Source organism: Bacillus sp. C-3-6 (assembly GCF_054509685.1).
In genome coordinates, this window is record NZ_CM137247.1 from 2,295,632 (window position 1) to 2,317,125 (window position 21,494).

2 protein-coding genes are annotated in these 21,494 nt (G+C 38.7%); both read left to right on the forward strand.

Annotated features, from left to right (window positions below; all coding sequences use genetic code 11):
- The gene (locus ACW0JX_RS11825) at positions 1-6,471 is read left to right on the forward strand and encodes an amino acid adenylation domain-containing protein (RefSeq protein WP_459245698.1); all 6,471 of its coding nucleotides are present in this window, start codon (positions 1-3) and stop codon (positions 6,469-6,471) included.
- Positions 6,468-21,350, forward strand: a complete 14,883-nt coding sequence (locus ACW0JX_RS11830; protein ID WP_459245699.1) for a non-ribosomal peptide synthetase — start codon at positions 6,468-6,470, stop codon at positions 21,348-21,350. The genes ACW0JX_RS11825 and ACW0JX_RS11830 overlap by 4 nt, the downstream gene beginning before the upstream one ends.
- Positions 21,351-21,494 lie beyond the last annotated feature (144 nt).

Here is a 21,494-nt window from a genome sequence, read left to right on the forward strand (position 1 = left end):
ATGGGAGACGTTATTGATATATATGGTTTATCACCTTTGCAAAAAGGAATACTGTTTCATACTTTATACGATCAAGATGATGAACATTCTTTTTCCTATATTGTACAAGTAGGTTTCTTGCTCGGGGGGCAATTGGATGTTGCTACTTTTGAAAAAGCTTGGGAATATGTTATTCAACGACATGAGGTTCTGCGCTCAGTATTTGTTTGGGAAGAAGTAGAAAAACCTCTACAAGCAGTTTACGAACGTCTTCCTTTTACTATTCATCAAGAGGATTGGAGTACCTATTCGCATGAGGAGAAGGAGAAGAAATTACAACAGTTTTTGACTGCAGATCGTAGGAAAGGATTTTTATTGGATGAAGCACCATTGATGAGAGTCACTGCGATTAAAGAAGCAAAAGAGGAAACGAGAATTATCTGGACACATCATCATATTTTGCTAGATGGATGGAGTGTGTCATTGGTCTTTAGTGAAGTGATGGAAGTTTATCTCAAGATGATAAAGGGAGAATTGTTGAATCTTCCTAAATCTCTTCCTTATAAAAAATATATTCAATGGATAAATAAACAAGATCAAAGTCAAGCAGAGGAATTTTGGAAAGAAGAATTAAAAGGGTTCTATGCACCTACTCCATTAGCAATGGAAAGAAAGGATCAAGGACAAGAGAAGGGTTATGGAGAGTTTGCTTATCAAGTATCTGAGGAACTTACTGAGAGTTTACAAAAGTGGGTACGAAATAGTCGATTAACGTTGAATACGTTAGTACAAGGTGCATGGGCTTATTTGCTGAGTAGGTATAGCGGTGACAGTGACGTCGTATTTGGCGTAACTAGCGCTGGACGTCCTACTGATTTAATAGGAGCAGAGAATATGGTGGGGCTATTTATTAACACATTACCTACCAGAATTCGATTAACGGATAATGCATCAGTAGTAGATTGGCTTCGTAAAATACAAATGAAAGAAATGGAACGAAGACAGTATGAGTATAATTCGTTGATAGATATTCAAGGCTGGAGTGAGGTTCCGCGAAATTGCTCCTTATTTCATACCTTGTATGTATTTGAAAATTATCCAATTCAAGGTGAGAGAAATGATGATTTAAGATTACTAGATGTTAAAAGCACGGAACAAACAAATTATCCTTTAACACTCATTGTAATGCCCGGTAAGAAAATTACTTTAAAGTTGATGTATGATCGAAGCTATTTTAATGAAGAAACAATAAATCTGATTCAGAATCACTTATTGCAAATATTAATTCAGATGACGAAGAGCCTAGATTCAAAACTATTTGAAATTACTCATTTAACAGAAGAAGAACAAATACAGTTACTAGAGGAATGGAATCATACTCAAGTTAATTATTCGGCTGAAGGCATGATTCATACGATGTTTGAGGAGCAAGTAAAAAAAACACCGGAAGCAATCGCGGCTAGTTACGAAAATGAACAAATTACCTATAAAGAGTTGGAGAAGCGTGCAAATCAGTTAGCTCATTATTTACAAAAGCATGGTGTAGGCCCAGAGTCTCTAGTTGGGGTATATATGGAACGTTCATTACAAATGATGATAGCGTTATTAGGTATTTTAAAATCAGGAGCAGCGTATGTTCCACTTGACCCTACTTATCCAGAGAGTCGACTTCGATATATATTAGAGGATGCTGGAATCGAAGTACTAGTGACGGAAGAAAATTCTAAAAATTTGTTTGTATCTGAAAATATAGAAACGATTTGTATGAATAAAGATTACACTGCAATTGAAAAAGAAGAAACAACCCCATGTATAAGTGGTGTAACAGGAGAAAATTTAGCGTATGTTATGTATACTTCAGGATCTACAGGGAATCCAAAGGGAGTAATGATTGAGCATCATTCAGTAATTAATTATCTAGAATGGATGCAACATAAATATCCGCTTTCTGAAAAAGATGTGGTCTTGCAGAAAACGCCATTCTCATTTGATGTCTCTGTTTGGGAATTGTTTTGGGGCATTCATGTTGGTGCAAGTGTATCTTTCCTACCTCCAGGTGGAGAAAAAGATCCTTCTATTATAGCTGAAGTGATTAAACAACATCAGGTTACTATAGTTCAATTTGTACCTTCGATGTTATCTGTTTTCTTAGATTACTTCAATCATATTGAATTGAACATGAATTGTTCGTCCGTACGCCATGTATTTTCTGGTGGAGAAGAACTAAGTTCAGGGTTAGTTAGACGTTTTCAACAGAAATGGGATTATAGTGGACAAGTGAAATTAACCAACTTTTATGGGCCAACTGAAGCCACTATTTATGTCAATGCATTTGATATTCAGCCTAATCAAGAATTTGTTTCTATTGGGCGGCCAATACAGAACACGCAATTATATGTATTAGACCAAAATCAACGCTTGCAATCAATAGGAATTGAGGGTGAGTTATATATTGGTGGTGCTGGTTTAGCACGTGGATACTTAAATCGTCCGAATCTTACTGCTGAAAAATTCGTTTCGCACCCATTTCGATTGGGGGAACGACTATATCGAACAGGAGATTCAGTAAGATATCTAACTGATGGAAATATAGAATTTATAGGTAGAATGGATCATCAAGTCAAAATGCGTGGTTTTAGGATTGAATTAGGTGAAATTGAAGCCACTTTAGAAAAATGTTCGTTTATTAAAGAGGCTGTCGTATTAGTTAGAGAAGATCGTCCAGATGATCAACGATTGGTTGCATATGTAATAAGCGATGGAAATACCCAAGAGTGGAGAGAGTATTTACAAAACCAATTACCGAATCATATGATTCCAGCGCACTTTATAGAGTTAGAACATTTCCCGCTTACTCCAAATGGGAAAATTGACCGAAAGGCCTTGCCAGCACCTGATGAGCAAGCTATTGAAGATTTAAATGTGCTACCCCGGACGCCATCGGAAGAGCTTATTGCCTCGGTTTGGAGTCAAGTGTTAGGAACAGAAAATATTGGTATTCAGGATTCCTTCTTTGAACGTGGTGGGCACTCACTACTTGCTACTCAAATCGTCTCTAGATTGCAAGAACTGTTCCAAATTAAAATTCCATTACGTGAACTTTTCAAGCACGATACAGTGGAAGCATTGGCGAAACGAGTGAATCAGTTACGAAAAGAAGATAAAAAACGAGAGGTTGCTCCTCTTGTACCTATGAAACGAGAAGGAGTTATCCCACTTTCCTATGCGCAGAAACGTCTATGGTTTATTGATCAATTAATGCCAAATAGTGCTATGTACAATATTCATGCAGCGTGTCGCTTAACAGGTAAATGGTCAATTGAAGCATTGGAGGTCGGATGGAATCAATTGTTGGAGCGTCATGAATCACTAAGGACGACAATTCTAGAACAAGAGGGTGAACCTTTTCAACAGGTTCAATCTCATGTGTTCAGACATATTCCTCAAACGAATCTAACAGATCTTTCTTTGGAAGATAGGGAAAGAGAAATGAAACGCCTTATTCAAAACGAGGCGGAGGAACCATTTCATTTTGGACAAGGTCCTCTTATTCGAACACGAATATTGAAAGTGGACAGGGAAGAATGGGTTCTCATTTGTACGATGCATCATATTATTTCAGATGGATGGTCAATGGGAATCTTACTTGAAGAATGGATGGCTTTTTATGAAGGAGCACTAACCGGAAAACCAGTGGAATTGAAGGAGTTATCTATCCAATATGCAGATTTTGTCATGTGGCAGAAGGAATGGCAAAAAGAGGAGAATTTGAATCAGCACCTTCAATATTGGAAGGAAGAATTATCTGGGGAACTACCGGTTTTACAATTACCGATGGATCGTCCTCGACCTGCAGTTCAAACCCATCGTGGTGCAAGTCAGTCCTTAATAGTGGCGAATTCCCTACAGGAAAAGCTCAAAGATTTAAGTTTGCAAGAAGGATGCACTTTATTTATGACATTGATGGCAGCGTATCAAAGCTTCCTTTCTCGTTATACAGGACAGGACGACATTATAGTTGGAAGCCCAATCGCTAATCGAAATGTGAAAGAGATTGAGGGATTAATAGGATTCTTTGCAAACACGTTGGTTTATCGAGCTGATTTCAGTGGAAATCCGACGTTCCAAGAATTATTGTCGCAGGTAAGAAAAAAAGCGCTAAAAGCATACGAGTATCAGGACATCCCATTTGAGAAAGTGGTAGAATTCGTAAAACCTGAACGGAATACAAGTCATTCACCAATATTCCAAACTATGTTTACTTTACAGAATACGAAACAAGAATTTCTTCAGCTATCTGAAAGACAAATGGAACTCATGGAAAGCCATGCTTCTGTTGCCAAATTTGATTTGAGTTTATTTGCTTCTGAGACGGAAGAAGGATTATCACTAACCTTTGAATATAATACTGATTTGTTTAATGATACAACCATTGAACGTATGGCAAGTCATTTTAAACATTGGTTAAATCAAATTGTCTCTCATCCAAAATGTGTATTATCAGAACTGAATATGTTATCGAAAGTAGAATATAAGCAACTACTAGAGGGATGGAATAAATCGCGTTTTATAGATATGGAAGAAAGTACGATTCATACAATGTTTGAAGAACAGGTGAAAAAAACACCAGAAGCAATTGCAGTAGTGTGCGAAGATGAAGAACTAACATATCGAGAGTTGGACGAACGCTCGAATCAGTTGGCACATTATTTACAAAAAAATGGTGTAACATGCGAATCATTAGTTGGGATTTGCGTTACACGTTCATCTGAGATGATTGTCGGTCTCTTAGGAATTATGAAGGCGGGAGGAGCATATGTCCCAATTGATCCAGCGTATCCGGAAAGTCGACTGCAGTACATTTTAGAAGATGCTCAAATAAAGGTACTGGTGACACAGGAAAAGTTACAACAAAAAATGGTTATACCTAAATTCGTCAACGTGATTTGTATTGATCGTAATCGAGCAGAAATAGAACAAGAAGTAACTACAGTATGTACGAGTGAAGTGACGGGCGATAACTTAGCCTATATTATCTATACTTCAGGTTCCACTGGAAATCCAAAGGGAGTAATGATTGAGCACAGGAATACAGTAACAATGATTCATTGGGCGCATCACACGTATTCTCGAAAGGAATTAGCGGGAGTGTTAGCTTCAACTTCGCTATCTTTTGATTTATCTGTTTTTGAAGTGTTTGTTCCCTTAACGATGGGTGGTAAGGTGATTGTCACTGAAAATGCTCTACATCTAGAGAAGTTGTCTACCAAAGGTGTGACTTTGGTTAATACTGTGCCATCGGCAGCGAAGGAACTGGTTCGAGCAAAAACAATCCCTTCTTCGGTAAAGGTGATGAATTTGGCTGGAGAACCATTGCCATATTCGCTTGTTCAAGATTTATACGAGAGAAGTACGATCGAAAAGGTGTACAACCTATATGGACCGTCCGAAGATACTACGTATTCCACGTATATGGAATTAGAAAAGTGTGACATGCATAGGGTACCACAAATTGGTAAACCAATATTCAATACAGAAGTATATGTACTGAGTGCCGAACAAAAAATGGTTCCAATTGGTGTAGTTGGTGAGCTATACATTGGTGGATCAGGGTTAGCGCGTGGATATTTAAACCGCCCTGACTTAACGCAAGATCGTTTTATACCGCATCCGTTTAAAGAAGGAGAGCGAGTATACCGGACTGGAGATCTAGTAAGGTATTTACCAGATGGAAATTTGGAGTATGTTGGACGAATCGATCAACAAGTGAAAATTCGTGGGTTCCGGATTGAACTAGGAGAAATTGAAGCGACATTACAAAGGCATACACTAGTTAGCGAAGTTATTGTGATGGTGCGGGAAGATTATCCTGGCGATCCGCGTTTGATCGCCTATGTTGTAGGAGACGGGGATGCTCAAAAGTGGCGTGATTATCTCAAGGATCAACTACCAAATTATATGATTCCAGCCTATTTTGTTGGATTAAATGCATTTCCACTCACTCCTAATGGGAAAATTGATAGGAAGGCCTTACCAGCGCCAGAGAGACAGGAGATAGCAAGTGGTTATATTGCTCCTCGTACGTCTACGGAAAAAACAATCGTTTCGATATGGCATGAAGTTTTAGGTATGGAAAACATCGGAATTCAAGATTCGTTTTTTGAAATTGGTGGCCATTCACTACTCGCTACGCAAGCTGTTTCCAATCTTAAAGAGGCTTTTGAAATCGAGATACCATTGCATGATTTATTTATGTTTCATACGGTGCAGCAATTGGCAGAACAGATTGATCAATTGCTCTATAACAAAAATCAAGAAATGCAGAATGATATTAAGGAGAATGTAAGTCTTCAAGACTATATTCAAAAAGAAGCAGCAGTCAGTAATGATGAAGAATTACTAGAACTGCTTAAGCAATTAGAAGAGCTATCAGAGGAAGAAGCACATGGGATATTCGAGAGTAGTTTGATTGAGGAAGGGGTAAAAAAATGAGAAGTGATTTACTTGCAAAGCTGAGTTCACTTTCTCCTGAGAAGAGAGCATGGCTTCAGAAGCAAATGCAAAAAAAGGAGAATAAAGAAGCACTCCCGTTGTCTTATGCGCAACAACGTTTGTGGTTTATGGACAGATTTAACCCAAACAGTTCTTTATATAATATTCCAACAGTATGGCATCTAAAAGGAAATTGGATACCTGAAGCATTAGAGAAGGGATTCAATCGACTCATTGAACGTCATGAATCATTACGAACTGTTTTTAAAGAAGTAGGAGAAGAGCCTGTGCAACAAATTCTCGAATTTCTTCCTAGAGCATTACCTGTAAGGGATTACTCTCAACTTCCTCTAAAAGTAAAAGAAAAAGAGGTAGATAGTTTAATTGCGAGAGAAGCGCAAGAACCATTTGATTTAATGAATGGTCCTTTAATTCGTAATCAGCTTGTTCAATTAGAGAAGGAGGAATGGTTATTACTGTGTACGATGCATCATATTATTTCTGATGCTTGGTCCATTGGTATATTCATGAATGAATTACTTGCTTTCTATGAAGAAGAAATGGGTGGAAATCCTGCTAAATTAAGTTCATTATCCATTCAATATGCAGACTTTGCGAAGTGGCAAAAGGAGTGGTTGCAAGGTGATGTGCTAAATCGTCAGCTTACGTATTGGCAGGAAGAATTGTCTGGTGAGCTTCCTATCTTAGAACTGCCAGTGGATCGACCTCGGCCGGTTAAGCAGACCTACTCTGGGGCTACGCATCATGTGATTTTTCCTTATAAATTGCTCAGTCAATTGAAGGATATAAGTCGACAAGAAGGATCTACTTTATTTATGACTTTAATGGCCGCATACCAGAGCTTTCTTGCTCGTTATACGGGACAAAAAGATATTCTAGTTGGTAGCCCGATTGCAAATCGGAACCATAAGGGAGTAGAAGGATTAATTGGTTTCTTTGTTAATACGTTGGTTTATCGATCAGATTTGAGTGGCACCCCTACTTTTCGGGAGATTTTGAACCAAACAAAGAAAAAGGCGTTAAAAGCATACGAATATCAAGATATCCCATTTGAAAAAGTGGTAGAAGCTGTGCAACCTGAACGAAGCATGAGTCATTCCCCTATATTTCAGACCATGTTTACGCTACAGAATATAAAACAAGAACGACTAGATTTTCCTGATAGAAGTATTGAAATGGTAGAAAGTAATATGTCTATTGCTAAATTTGATTTGAGCTTAACTGCCTATGAAGTGGAAGAAGGTCTATTCGTCTCATTTGAATACAACACGGATTTATTTGATAGTAGAACCATTGCGCGTATGGCAGTACATTTTGAGAACTGGCTAAATGAAATCACGTATCATCCAGATGAATCATATACAAAGCTGTCAATGTTATCGGATACTGAGCAAAAACAACTCCTAGAAGAATGGAATGATACCGACGTAGTTTATGGTCATGATCGTATGATTCATGAGCTATTTGAGCAACAAGTTGCACGGACACCTGATGCAGTGGCGGTAGTTTATGAGGGTGGAAAGCTAACGTATCAAGAACTGAATGAAAAATCGAATCAATTGGCACATTTTCTACAAAAACGAGGTATCGGACCTGAATCATTGGTTGGTATATGTATTGAACGTTCTCCTGATATGATTATTGGTCTCTTTGGGATTTTGAAGGCAGGTGGGGCTTATGTCCCACTGGACCCAAGTTATCCCGAAAACCGCCTAAGATATATTTTGGAGAATTCACAAATTCAAGTGCTGTTAACAAAAGAAACACTACAGGACTGGTTACCTAAAGATATTCAAGCAATTTGTTTAGACCGGGATCAAGTGATGATTTCTAAAGAGAGTAATTTAGCTCCGGTAAGTGGAGTAACAGCAAATAACTTAGCCTATATCATATACACTTCGGGTTCGACAGGAAATCCAAAGGGGGTAATGATTGAACATCATTCCGTTATCAATCGCCTACAGTGGATGCAGAAAAAATATCCATTGTCGGAGGAGGATACAATCCTACAAAAGACACCGTTTTCGTTCGATGTTTCTGTCTGGGAATTATTTTGGTGGTCATTTGTAGGAGCACGTGTTTGTTTACTTCCACCAGGAGGAGAGAAAGATCCTGCGGTGATTGAGGAGTATATTGAACGATACCGTGTATCCACCATGCACTTTGTTCCGTCGATGTTAACTACTTTCTTAGATTATATGGAACTATATAATTCGAAAAGGGATGTCTCGTCTTTAATTCAAGTTTTTACTAGTGGAGAAGCGTTAAACACTGAGCAGGTTCGCCGGTTTAAGGGGATCTTTTACAATGCTCAGCAAACAAAGTTAATTAACTTGTATGGTCCTACTGAAGCAACTGTGGATGTGACTTATTACGATTGTGATTTAGAAAAAGAACCAATGCTTATTCCGATTGGTCGTCCGATTAATAATACAGAGTTGTATGTGTTAGATCAATATCAACAAGTGGTCCCGATTGGTGTGGCAGGGGAACTTTACCTTGGAGGAGTAGGATTAGCACGTGGCTACTTCAATCGACCGGATTTAACTACTGAACGTTTTATTCCGCATCCCTTTAAGGACGGGGAACGATTATATCGAACGGGTGACTTGGTGAGATATATGAATGATCGTAACTTAGAATATATTGGAAGAATAGATAACCAAGTTAAAATTAGAGGATTCCGAATTGAATTGGGAGAAATTGAAGCAGCTTTACATGATCACTCATCTGTAAAAGAGGCAGTCGTGTTGGTGAAGGAAGATCGACCAGGAGATAAGCAGTTAATAGCTTATGTAGTGGGTGAAGGCGATACTGGGGAGTGGCGTGAATATCTCAAGAAGCAACTGCCACATTATATGGTTCCGGCATACTTTTTCAAAATTGAAGGTATGCCACTCACTCCAAATGGTAAGGTGAATCGGAAAGCCTTACTGGAATTAGAAGAACAGTTCATAAGTGAAGATATTACTTCATCACGAACACCAGTGGAGGAGCTTATCGTTTCCGTTTGGAGCCAAGTGTTAGGAATAAAAAATATTAATGTTCAGGATTCCTTTTTTGAAATCGGTGGTCATTCACTACTAGCTACTCAAGTAGTTTCACGTTTACAGGGAATTTTTCAAATCGAATTACCAGTACGTGAACTATTTGAATATACAACGGTGGAGTCACTGGCAAAGCGACTAGATCAGTTACGTAAAGGAGATAAAAAACGAGAGATTCCGCCGCTAATACCAATGAAACGAGGAGAAGCTATCCCACTATCTTATGCCCAACAACGCTTATGGTTCATTGATCAATTTACACCTAATAGTGCCCTTTACAATATGCCAATGGTATGCCGCCTTACAGGGAATTGGCTACTTGAAGCATTGGAAACGGGATGGAATCAACTAATAGAACGTCATGAATCACTGCGGACGGTCTTTCACGAAGTGAACGGTCAACCCGTACAGCAAATTGAACCGTATGCTTTTCAATCAATTCCGAAAACGGATTTAACTATGCTTTCTTCTGAAGATCAAGAAGAAGAAGTTAAACGTTTAATTCAACAAGAAACAGAAGTGCCATTTGATTTAACAGAAGGTCCATTAATCAGGACAAGTGTTTTGCATGTGGGAGAGGAAGAATGGATACTCCTTTGTACTCTACATCATATCATTTCAGATGGATGGTCAATGGGAATCCTACTTGAAGAATGGATGGCATTTTATGAGAAAGCAATGGATGGAAAGGTAGCGGAACTTGAACCATTACCGGTTCAATATGCTGACTTTGCTCAGTGGCAAAAAGGATGGCTAAAGGAGGAGGTGCTTGATCAACAACTCCAATATTGGAGGGAAGAATTGTCTGGGGAGCTTCCTGTACTCCAACTTCCTATGGATCGCCCGCGTCCCGCAATACAAACTCATCACGGGTCGACATACACTCTGGTTCTGCCAGGCACGCTACATGATAAATTGAATGAACTTAGTCGAAAAGAAGGGGCTACACTCTTCATGACGCTTTTAGCTGCATATCAAAGTTTTCTATCTCGTTATACGGGACAAGAAGATATCCTGGTCGGAAGCCCAATTGCGAATCGGAATTATAGAGAAATTGAAGGACTAATTGGTTTCTTCGTTAACACGCTGGTTTATCGAGCTAATTTAAGTGGTAGACCGACATTTCAAGATGTACTATATCAGGTTCGTCAAAAGGCATTGAAGGCGTATGAATATCAAGATATACCATTTGAAAAAATTGTAGAAGTTGTGCAACCGGAACGAAGTACAAGTCATTCGCCAATCTTCCAGACTATGTTCATCTTGCAAAATATGAAACAAGAGTTTCCGATGTTATCTAGTAGAAGTATTGAAATGATAGAAAGCCATAGTCCAATTGCAAAGTTTGATTTAAGTGTAATGGCAACTGAGACGGAAGAGGGATTACTTTTTACTTTTGAGTACAATAAGGATTTATTCAATGCTACTACTATTGAACGGATGGCAGGACACTTTGAGAAATGGCTACATGAAGTTTCTCATCGCCCACAAAATCCGTTGCATGACCTGAGCATGCTATCAGAACCCGAACGTACTTTGTTATTAGAAACATGGAATGACACTGTAATGGAAATGTCTCATCAGGGTCTTATTTGCGACAGATTTGAGGAGCAAGTAGCAAGGCGTCCGGATGCGATTGCGGTAGTTGATCAAACAAAACAGTGGACTTATGGTGAACTGGATACACAAGCAAATCAGTTGGCAAATGTTTTACGGCGAAAGGGAGTAGCCCCAGAGTCAGTGGTAGGAGTTTATCTTCCGAGGTCAGCTGAGCTAATGGCAAGTTTACTAGGCATTTTAAAAGCTGGTGGAGCTTATGTTGTTTTAGATCCGTTATATCCAAAATCAAGGTTAGAATACATGATTGAAGATGCAGGAATTCAATTTGTAGTGACGGCGGAAGGACAAGAAGGACATTTCGCACACATCGAAATGGTGAGGTTAGAAGAACTAACAGTGGAAAGCGTAATCGCACCTACACGTCAAATAAATCCAGAGAACTTAGCCTATATTGTTTATACCTCTGGTTCTACAGGAAAACCGAAGGGGGTCATGGTTGAAAATCGCTCATTAATGAATATGGTTTCTTGGCATCAAGAAGTTTATCATATTTCAGCAGAGGATCGTGCGACTCAGATTGCAGGGGTTGCTTTTGATTCGGCTGTCCAGGAGATTTGGCCGTATCTAACTGCTGGCGCAGCACTCTACTTGTCAACAGAGGAACTGAGAATTAATCCAGAAGCGCTAAGGGACTGGCTCATCGATTCACAAATAACAGTTAGTTTTGCACCTACGCCTATTCTGGAAAGACTATTGAAATTATCTTGGCCAGATAAAACGGAGCTTCGTTTTATCATTACTGGTGGGGATCAATTAACGCAGTATCCATCTAACGATATTCCTTTTGCGGTAATTAATCAGTATGGTCCATCGGAAAATACCGTTGTTACCACAGATTGTTACGTACCCGTAGGAGTGACAACAGGTACGCCATCGATTGGTCGACCGATTGCGAATACAGAAGTTTATGTGTTAGATTCTCATCTTCAGCTAGTACCAATTGGTGTAATTGGAGATCTCTATATTGGAGGGAAGAGCCTTGCACGTGGATATGCTAATCGTCCGGATCTTACAAAGGAAAAATTTATTCCACATCCTTTCAAGTCAGGAGAACGTCTCTATTATACAGGAGACAAAGCAAGTTATCTTTCTGATGGTAATCTCCAGTTCCATGGACGTATAGATGACCAAGTGAAAATTCGGGGTTTCCGGATTGAATTGGGAGAAATAGAAGCTGTTTTGCAGGCGCATTCTTCTGTGAAAGAAGCTGTTGTATTGGCGCGAGAGGATAATCAAGGTGATAAGAGATTAGTAGCTTATGTAGTTGGTGAAGGAAGTGTCCATGAATGGCGAGAACATCTACAAACACATTTACCTAATTACATGGTTCCAACAAACTTTATTGAGATGGAATTTTTACCACTTACACCGAATGGAAAGCTTGATTTGAAGGCATTGCCTATACTTAGTGAACAATCCGCTGAAAATACTGTATACCCAAGAACTCCGCTGGAAGAACTTATTGCTTCAGTGTGGAGTCAAGTGCTAGGAATAAGAGACATTGATGTTCAGGATTCTTTCTTTGAGCTCGGTGGTCACTCTCTACTTGCTACACAAGTGGTCTCACGCTTACAGGAAGTCTTTCAAATCAAATTGCCAGTACGTGAACTGTTCGAATATTCAACGGTCGAGGCATTATCGAAACGAATAGATCAGTTACGTAAGGGGAGCGAAAAACGAGAAATTCCACCATTGATGCCGATGGAACGAGGGGGAAATATTCCACTGTCTTATGCCCAACAGCGCTTATGGTTTATTGATCAATTTGCACCTAATAGTGCACTTTATAATATGCCAATGGCATGCCGTCTTACAGGGAATTGGTTACCTGAGGCATTGGAGTTGGGATGGAATCAGTTGATAGAGCGTCATGAATCTTTGCGGACTGTATTTTATGAAGAGGATGGCCATCCTATGCAGCGGATTCAACCGTACGTTTTCCGTCCGCTTCTGCAAATGGACTTAACTAAGCTTTCATTAGAGGAGCGAGAAAGAAAGTTGGAGCAATGGATTCAAACTGAAGTCGAATCTCCATTTGATTTAGAAAAAGGGCCATTGTTCCGTGGGAAACTCATAAGAATTTCAGAAGAAGAATGGGTTCTTCTATGTAATATGCATCATATTATCTCAGATGGATGGTCGATGGAAATCTTGCTTCAAGAATGGATGGCATTTTATGAGAATGCGATTGGTGAAAAACAAGCAGAGCTGGAACCACTACCAGTTCAATATGCCGATTTTGCTCAGTGGCAAAGAGAATGGTTGAAAGATGAAGTACTATATCAACAACTTGCGTATTGGAAGGAAGAATTATCCGGTGAGTTACCAGTCTTAATGTTGCCAATGGATCGTCCGCGTCCGCCAGTGCAAACCCACCATGGATTAACTCATAATGTTTTGTTATCGCGCTCATTACTGGATAAATTAAACGAACTAAGTCGTCAAGAAGGGGCCACACTTTTCATGACCTTATTGGCATCGTATCAAAGTTTCCTTGCTCGTTATACGGGACAAACGGATATTATTGTTGGCAGCCCAATTGCAAATCGAAATTATCGAGAAATTGAAGGGCTGATTGGTTTCTTTGTCAATACATTGGTTTATCGAGCTGATTTAAGTAATGCACCGGCATTTCAAGAGTTGTTGTCTCAAGTGAGGATAAAAGCATTGAAGGCGTATGAGTATCAAGATGTTCCGTTTGAGAAAATTGTAGAGGTTATCCAACCTGAACGAAATACAAGCCATTCTCCGATTTTCCAAACCATGTTTACTTTGCAAAATACGGGACAGAAGCTACCAGAACTACATGGAAGAAATATAGAAGTAATAGAAAGTAATGCTCCTATCGCTAAGTTTGATTTAAGTTTAACTGCTGCAGAAGTGGAAGAGGGTTTATTACTTACTTTTGTTTATAGAACTGATTTATTTGACAGCTTAACTATTGAATCCATGGCTGAACATTTTGGGAACTGGTTGAATGTAATCGTGGAGAATCCTGATAAATCATTAGCTAAGTTGCCTATATTGTCAGGATTACAGCAAAAACAGTTGGAGGAGTGGAATAATGATGCTGTAGCATATCCACAGGAAAGTACGATTCATCAGCTGTTTAAAGAGCAAGTAAATCGTACACCTGATGCGGTAGCAGTGGTAGATGAAAAACAGAAGCTAACGTATCGAGAGTTGAATGAAAAAGCTAATCAATTGGCCCACTATCTTCAGCAATGCGGGATTGGGAATGAATCAATGGTTGGACTTTGCTTTGAGCGTTCAGTTGAGATGATTGTTAGTATTATGGGGATTTGGAAGGCTGGAGCAGCCTATGTTCCATTAGACCCATCATATCCAGAAAGTCGCCTACGATATATTTTGGAGGACACTGGAATTCAAGTATTAGTTACGAATGAGTCATTGGAAGACTGGATACCTAAAGAAATCAAGATAGTTTGTCTAGATAGGGATCAAGCAATGATTTCACAAGAAAGCATTCTTTCACCAAAATGTGAAGTAACAGGAGAAAACTTAGCGTATGTTATCTATACTTCAGGATCAACGGGGAATCCAAAGGGTGTCTTGATACAGCATCATTCTGTACTAAACTTGTCGCATGGTTTACAAAAAGAGGTTTTCGAACATGAGATACCATCTAACATGCATGTCGGTTTAAATGCGTCAATTGCCTTTGATGCATCTATCCAGCAATTACAAATGCTGCTTTATGGTTCAAGTTTGTATATTATTCCGAATGAAGTACGAAGTGATCCGGAGCAGTTTGTAGCTTATATTAGGGAGAACAAGTTAGAAATCTTTGATGTAACACCTTCATTGCTTCAATTACTTATAGATGCCGGATTGTTAGAAACGTGCGATGGCGTTCATGTTCCAAGTAAGGTACTGGTTGGTGGTGAAGCAATTATGCCGTCATTATGGGAACAGCTAGTAGAGACTGATAAAATACAGTTTTATAATGTATATGGTCCTACAGAATGTACGGTTGATGCAACATGCTATCATATCAAAAAAGATAGTAAGAGAGTAACAATTGGGCGTCCATTGCCTAACGTCCAAACTTATGTATTAGATAGTAATAGGTTGCCAGTTCCAGTTGGTGTGATGGGGGAACTTTATATCGGAGGAGTAGGTCTAGCAAAGGGGTACTTGAATCGTCCAGAGTTAACATCCGAACGATTTATTTCTCATCCATTCAAAGAAGGCGAGAGGTTATATAGAACAGGCGATCTTGTGAGATATCTTCCTGATGGTAATATAGACTACTTAGGAAGAATGGATAATCAAGTGAAGATTAGAGGATTTCGAATCGAACTTGGGGAGATTGAGTCGACTTTACAAGAGCATGACTTGGTAAAAGAGGTAGTTGTAATAGTTAGGGAAAATCAGTCGGGAGATAAGAGGTTAGTAGCTTATGTAGTGGGCGAAGGTAGTGTAGAAGAATGGCGAGAGTATCTTAAAACAAAACTGCCAATCCATATGATACCTTCCTACTTTGTCGAAATGAAAGAATTACCGCTAACCATAAATGGAAAGGTTGATCGGAAATCGTTACCTATACCAGATTATCAAGGAATACAAGAAGGCTACGCGGCCCCAAGAAATGAACGTGAACATAAGCTTTCTATCATTTGGGAACGTGTGCTAGGTTCAAAACGTATTGGTATTTATGATAACTTTTTTGAAATTGGTGGAGATTCAATTCTTAGCATTCAGATTGTCTCTCGCGCAAAGCAAGCTGGTTTACAGTTGACACCAAAACAACTATTTGAACACCAAACGATTGCTGAGTTAGCGCAAGTAGTCAAAGAAGAACAAGGTGTACAAGCTGAACAAGGAATTATAACTGGAGAGACGATACTTACACCTATTCAGCAAAGGTTTTTTGCACAAAATCATCCTAATCCACATCATTGGAATCAATCCATGTTCTTTAGAACGAAAGAAAAATTGGACATAGGATCACTGGAAAAGGCAGCGCGTAACCTTCTACTTCATCATGATGCCCTGCGTTTAAGATATGAACGTTTACCTAATGGGACTTGGGAACAGTGGAATGAAGGAATTGAAGAACAATTGATGCTGACTGTCATTTCATTAGACGAAGTGCCGGAAGCGGATTGGCATGAAGTTATTCAAAAAGAGATTAATGTTGCACAAGAAAGATTGAATTTACATGATGGTCCTTTAATGAGAATGGTGTATTTTGATGAAGGTGAGGAGACTGGTCGATTATTTTGGACAATTCATCACTTAGCCGTGGATGGTGTTTCTTGGCGAATTTTATTGGAAGATTTGCAAACAGCATATACGCAAGCGGTCCAAGGGCAAAAAATTCAATTACCTATGAAGAGTACATCTTTTAAAGAATGGTCAGAGAAATTACAACATTACGCTCAAACTGGAATATCAAAAGAAGTGCTACATTACTGGGAGCAGCAGGTTGAACAAGACGTAGTTATACTGCCAGTAGATGGTACTATAAGTAATCCAGTAAGCGCAGTAACTGAGGAAATTACTGTGGTGTTAAATGAGAATGAGACCCGTATGTTATTGCAAGAGACTTTAAGCACTCACCGTGTCCAAATCAATGAAGTATTATTAGCAGCATTGGTACAAGCTACAGCAGCATGTACGGGGCAGCCGATATTAAGCGTAGATTTAGAGGGACATGGTCGAGAAGAGATTATTGAAGATGTTGATTTATCGAGAACTGTGGGATGGTTTACAAGTATTTACCCAGTTCATTTAAATATTACTAGTGCTAATACGCCAATTGAAGCATTAAAAGCAGTTAAAGAACAAGTTCGCAAAATTCCTAATAAGGGTGTTGATTATGGGGTGTTGCGTTACATGAACGCAACAATGTGTGAGCAATTAAGCTCCCAATATACACCGTCTATTAGTTTTAACTATCTTGGACAATTTGACCAAATGTTTTCTAGCGATGCAATGTTTATTCCGGAGAACGAATTTAAGCGTTTAGATCATGCTGCCGGTTCCAAGCGATCGCATGTAATTGATGTAATTGGGGTCGTAACGGATGGAAAACTTCAGTTCACTTGGGTATACAATGTTGGACAATTTGCCAAATCAACGATTCAAAGTATTGCACAGAATATGCTATATCAACTGAGTAGATTGATTCAATCTTCAGATAGAGAATCTGCACTGACCATTTCGGATTTTGCAATGGCTAATCTTAGCCAAGAAGGTTTGACAAATGTACTAAATAAAATGCATCGTGGAAAGAAAAATCAGATTACTGATTTATATCCACTATCACCTTTGCAAGAAGGTATGATTTTCCACACATTGCATGACCAAGGGGATGAACATGTTGCACCGTATATAGTACAATTGAGTTTTATGATTCGAGGAAAAATGAATATTCCTACATTTGAGCAGGCGTGGAAATCTGTAATTCAGCGGCATGAAATTTTTCGTACAGCATTTGTATGGGACGAAATTGAAGAACCTGTACAAGTGGTGTATGAAAATATCCCATTTAAAGTGAATAAAGAAGACTGGCGTACAATGACAAGTGAAGAGATAGAGGAAAAAAGAAAAGTCTTTTTGGCATTAGATCGAAAACAAGCCTTCCAATTTGATGAAGCACCATTGATGCGGGTAACAGTCATTCAAGAAGGTGAGGAAGAATATCGGATTGTTTGGACCCATCACCATATTTTACTGGATGGATGGAGTTTACCATTGGTATTTAATGAATTACTTACAGTCTATCAGAAGAGAATGAATGGAGAAGCTGTGAAGTTACCTAAGTCCTCACCATATAAGAAATATATCCAATGGTTAAGAGAGCAAGATAAGGAGCAGGCGGAACAATTCTGGAGAGAGAAGCTAAAAGGTTTTACTGCGCCAACTTTGCTGGGCTTAGAAAGTAAAGAGGAAGAAAAAGGTTACACAGAGAAGGTTACGTATTTATCAGAAGAGCAGACTCAAGCGTTACAAGGATGGGCGAAACGCAATAAACTTACTTTGAGTACAGTAATTCAAGGTGCATGGGCATATCTCATGAGCCGATATAGTGGAGAAAATGACATTGTTTTTGGTGTAACAAGCTCAGGGCGTTCTACGGAGATTATTGATGTTGAAAACATCGTAGGTCCTTTCATTACAACGTCACCGACGCGAATTCAATTGATGGATGATATAAAATTAATAGATTGGTTGCAGAAGATACAAGAGGAAGAGATAGAAAGAAGACAATATGAGTATGCTTCTTTGACAGAGATTCAGGGGTGGAGTGAGGTTCCTAGAGGTACACCGCTGTTCAATTGTTTATATGTGTTTGAAAATTATCCAGTGAAAGAAGAATCTTCAGAAAATCTGGAAATTGGTGAATTGAAAGGGGAAGAACAAACCCACTACCCATTAGGATTGGCTGTAGTTCCAGGAATCCAGTTATCGTTAAAGTTAATGTATGACCGTAGTAAGTTTAATAGATTAACCATTGAACGAATGCTGGGTCATTTACACAAAGTGTTAATGCAAATGCTCAAAAACATTGATCAAAATCTATCGGAGCTAGTATATATTACGGAGGCTGAACAAAGAAAGCTATTGGAAGAATGGAATAATAATGCTATATCCTATTCACGTGAGAATGTAATTCATCAACTATTCGAAGAGCAAGTAAATCGTACACCTGACGCGGTGGCAGTGGTAGATGAAAAACAGCAACTAACGTATCGAGAGCTGAATGAAAGAGCTAATCAATTAGCCCATCATTTACAGAAATGTGGAATTGGGACAGAGTCATTAGTTGGCCTCTGCTTTGATCGATCAGTTGAGATGATTGTTGGTCTCATGGGAATTTGGAAGGCTGGAGCAGCCTATGTTCCATTGGATCCATCGAATCCAGAAAGCCGCCTGCAATATATTTTACAAGACACGGGAATTAAAGTGTTAGTTACAAATGAGGTATTACTAGGATGGATACCTAAAGACATCAAGACAGTTTGCCTAGATAGGGACCAAGCAATGCTTTCTCAAGAAAGCAAACTTTCACCAATATGTGAGGTAACAGGGGAAAACTTAGCGTATGTTATCTATACTTCTGGTTCGACAGGGAATCCAAAGGGGGCTTTAGTACAGCACCATTCTGTAATAAACCTATCCTATGGTTTACAAAAAGAAGTTTTCTCACATGACATACCTAGTAATATGCGCGTCGGTTTGAATGCGTCAATTGCCTTTGATGTATCTATTCAGCAATTACAAATGTTGCTTTATGGTTCAAGTTTATATATTATCCCAAGTGAAGTTCGCACTAATCCGGAACAATTTGTGTCCTATATTAGGGAGAATAAATTGGAAATGTTTGATATGACACCTTCATTACTTCAATTACTTATAGATGGAGGATTGCTAGAAATAAGTGCTGATGTTCATGTACCAAGTAAGATATTAGTCGGTGGTGAAGCAATCATGCCGTCATTATGGGAACAGCTAGTAGAGACCGAAAAAATTGATTTTTATAACGTATACGGTCCTACAGAATGTACGGTTGATGCAACGTGTTATCATATCAAAAAAGATAGTAAGAGAGTAACAATTGGACGTCCGTTGCCGAACGTTCAAACTTATGTATTGGATAAAAATTTGTTACCTGTTCCAGTTGGTGTAACAGGTGAGCTATATATTGGGGGTGCAGGTATAGCGAGAGGATACTTGAATCGCCCAGAATTAACAGCAGAGCGATTTATCCGTCATCCATTTAATGAAGAAGAACGTTTATATCGTACGGGAGATTTGGTTCGTTATTTACCTGATGGTAATTTAGATTACTTGAGAAGAATTGATAATCAAGTGAAAATTAGGGGCTTTCGTATTGAACTTGAAGAGATTGAAGCGAGTATAGAGAGGCATCCATTGGTAAAAGAAGCAGTAGTTTTGGTAACAGAGGATAAATTAGGAGAGCAGAGATTGGTTGCTTATGTAGTTGGAGATGGTAGTATGCATGAGTGGCGTGAATATCTCAAGACACAAGTACCAAATTATATGGTTCCCGCTCACTTTATTAAGGTAGACGAGATTCCTCTTACAACAAATGGCAAAGTTGATCGAAAGGCATTGAACAATTTAACTATTCATAGAGAAAATAACTTCTCTACACCAATCATTCCAAGGGATGAAATTGAATATCAGTTGATTGAAATCTGGCAGGATGTGTTACAGATAGAAGATGTCTATGTAAATGATGATTTCTTTAATAGAGGAGGACACTCTCTCCTTGTAATTAAATTAGTTTCAAAAATTAAGGAGAAGTTTGGAAAAGAGATTAAGGTGTCTACATTGATTAAGAATCCAACAGTGGAAGGAATCGCATGCCTTATTCGTGATAAGCATGATATGACGAAATCAGTAGTAGCGCTAGTTCCACTACAAGAATCAGAGAAAAGACCTTTCTTCTGCGTTCATCCGTTTATGGGGAATGTATTCTGTTACATTCAACTAGCAAGATTGCTTAAGAACCATTGTTCATTTTATGGTTTACAGAATCCTCTTATAGAAAAGAAAGAAATTGACGAGTTAACTTTGCCGGAAGTAATTCAACTTTACATCGAAGAAATAAAACGTGTTCAGCCAGAAGGTCCATATCGTCTTGGAGGATGGTCTTTAGGCGGTGCAATTGCTTATAAAATCGCAACTGTACTAAAGAATCAAGGTGAGGAAGTTGAGTTGTTGATACTAATGGATACTAAAGTACCTTCAGAGCAGGACTATAAAACAAGAGAAGAAATGCTCTCATATATATATGAGCATTTCATTCCTAGAGATTTTACTGAGCAGGAAGAAGGCCTCATCCATAAACAAGATATGCTTGTGGAGCGATTAATTATGGAGGGAGTACTCCCGCCTGATGCAGATCTTATGAATTTGAAGCAAGTTATCAATGCTCATAGGAAATGCCTGAACTTAATGGCAGAGCATGATTTAATACCATACTCTGGAGAAGTTCTCTACTTTAGTGCTGAGGAAGGAAAAGAGTTGTTTACAGATTGGGGACCTTTATTAAAAGGTAGAGTAAATAGGTATTCAGTCCCTGGATCACATGAGGAAATAGTAGATTCACCTGCAGTTGAAAAAATAGCTATGTATCTACTAAATGAATTTGAAGGAATAAAAGAGAAGTCCATTTTATTAACGGAAAAGTAGAGAGTATAAAAGATGCAAAGCAATGAACGAAAAGGGGAGACCAATACCTGCATATCAAGTGTAGGGAATAATGAATATATTAAGAGCATTACTTTTTAAGGGGATAATGTAAAAAGTAATTGGTAGAGACATAGAAATCTTTGT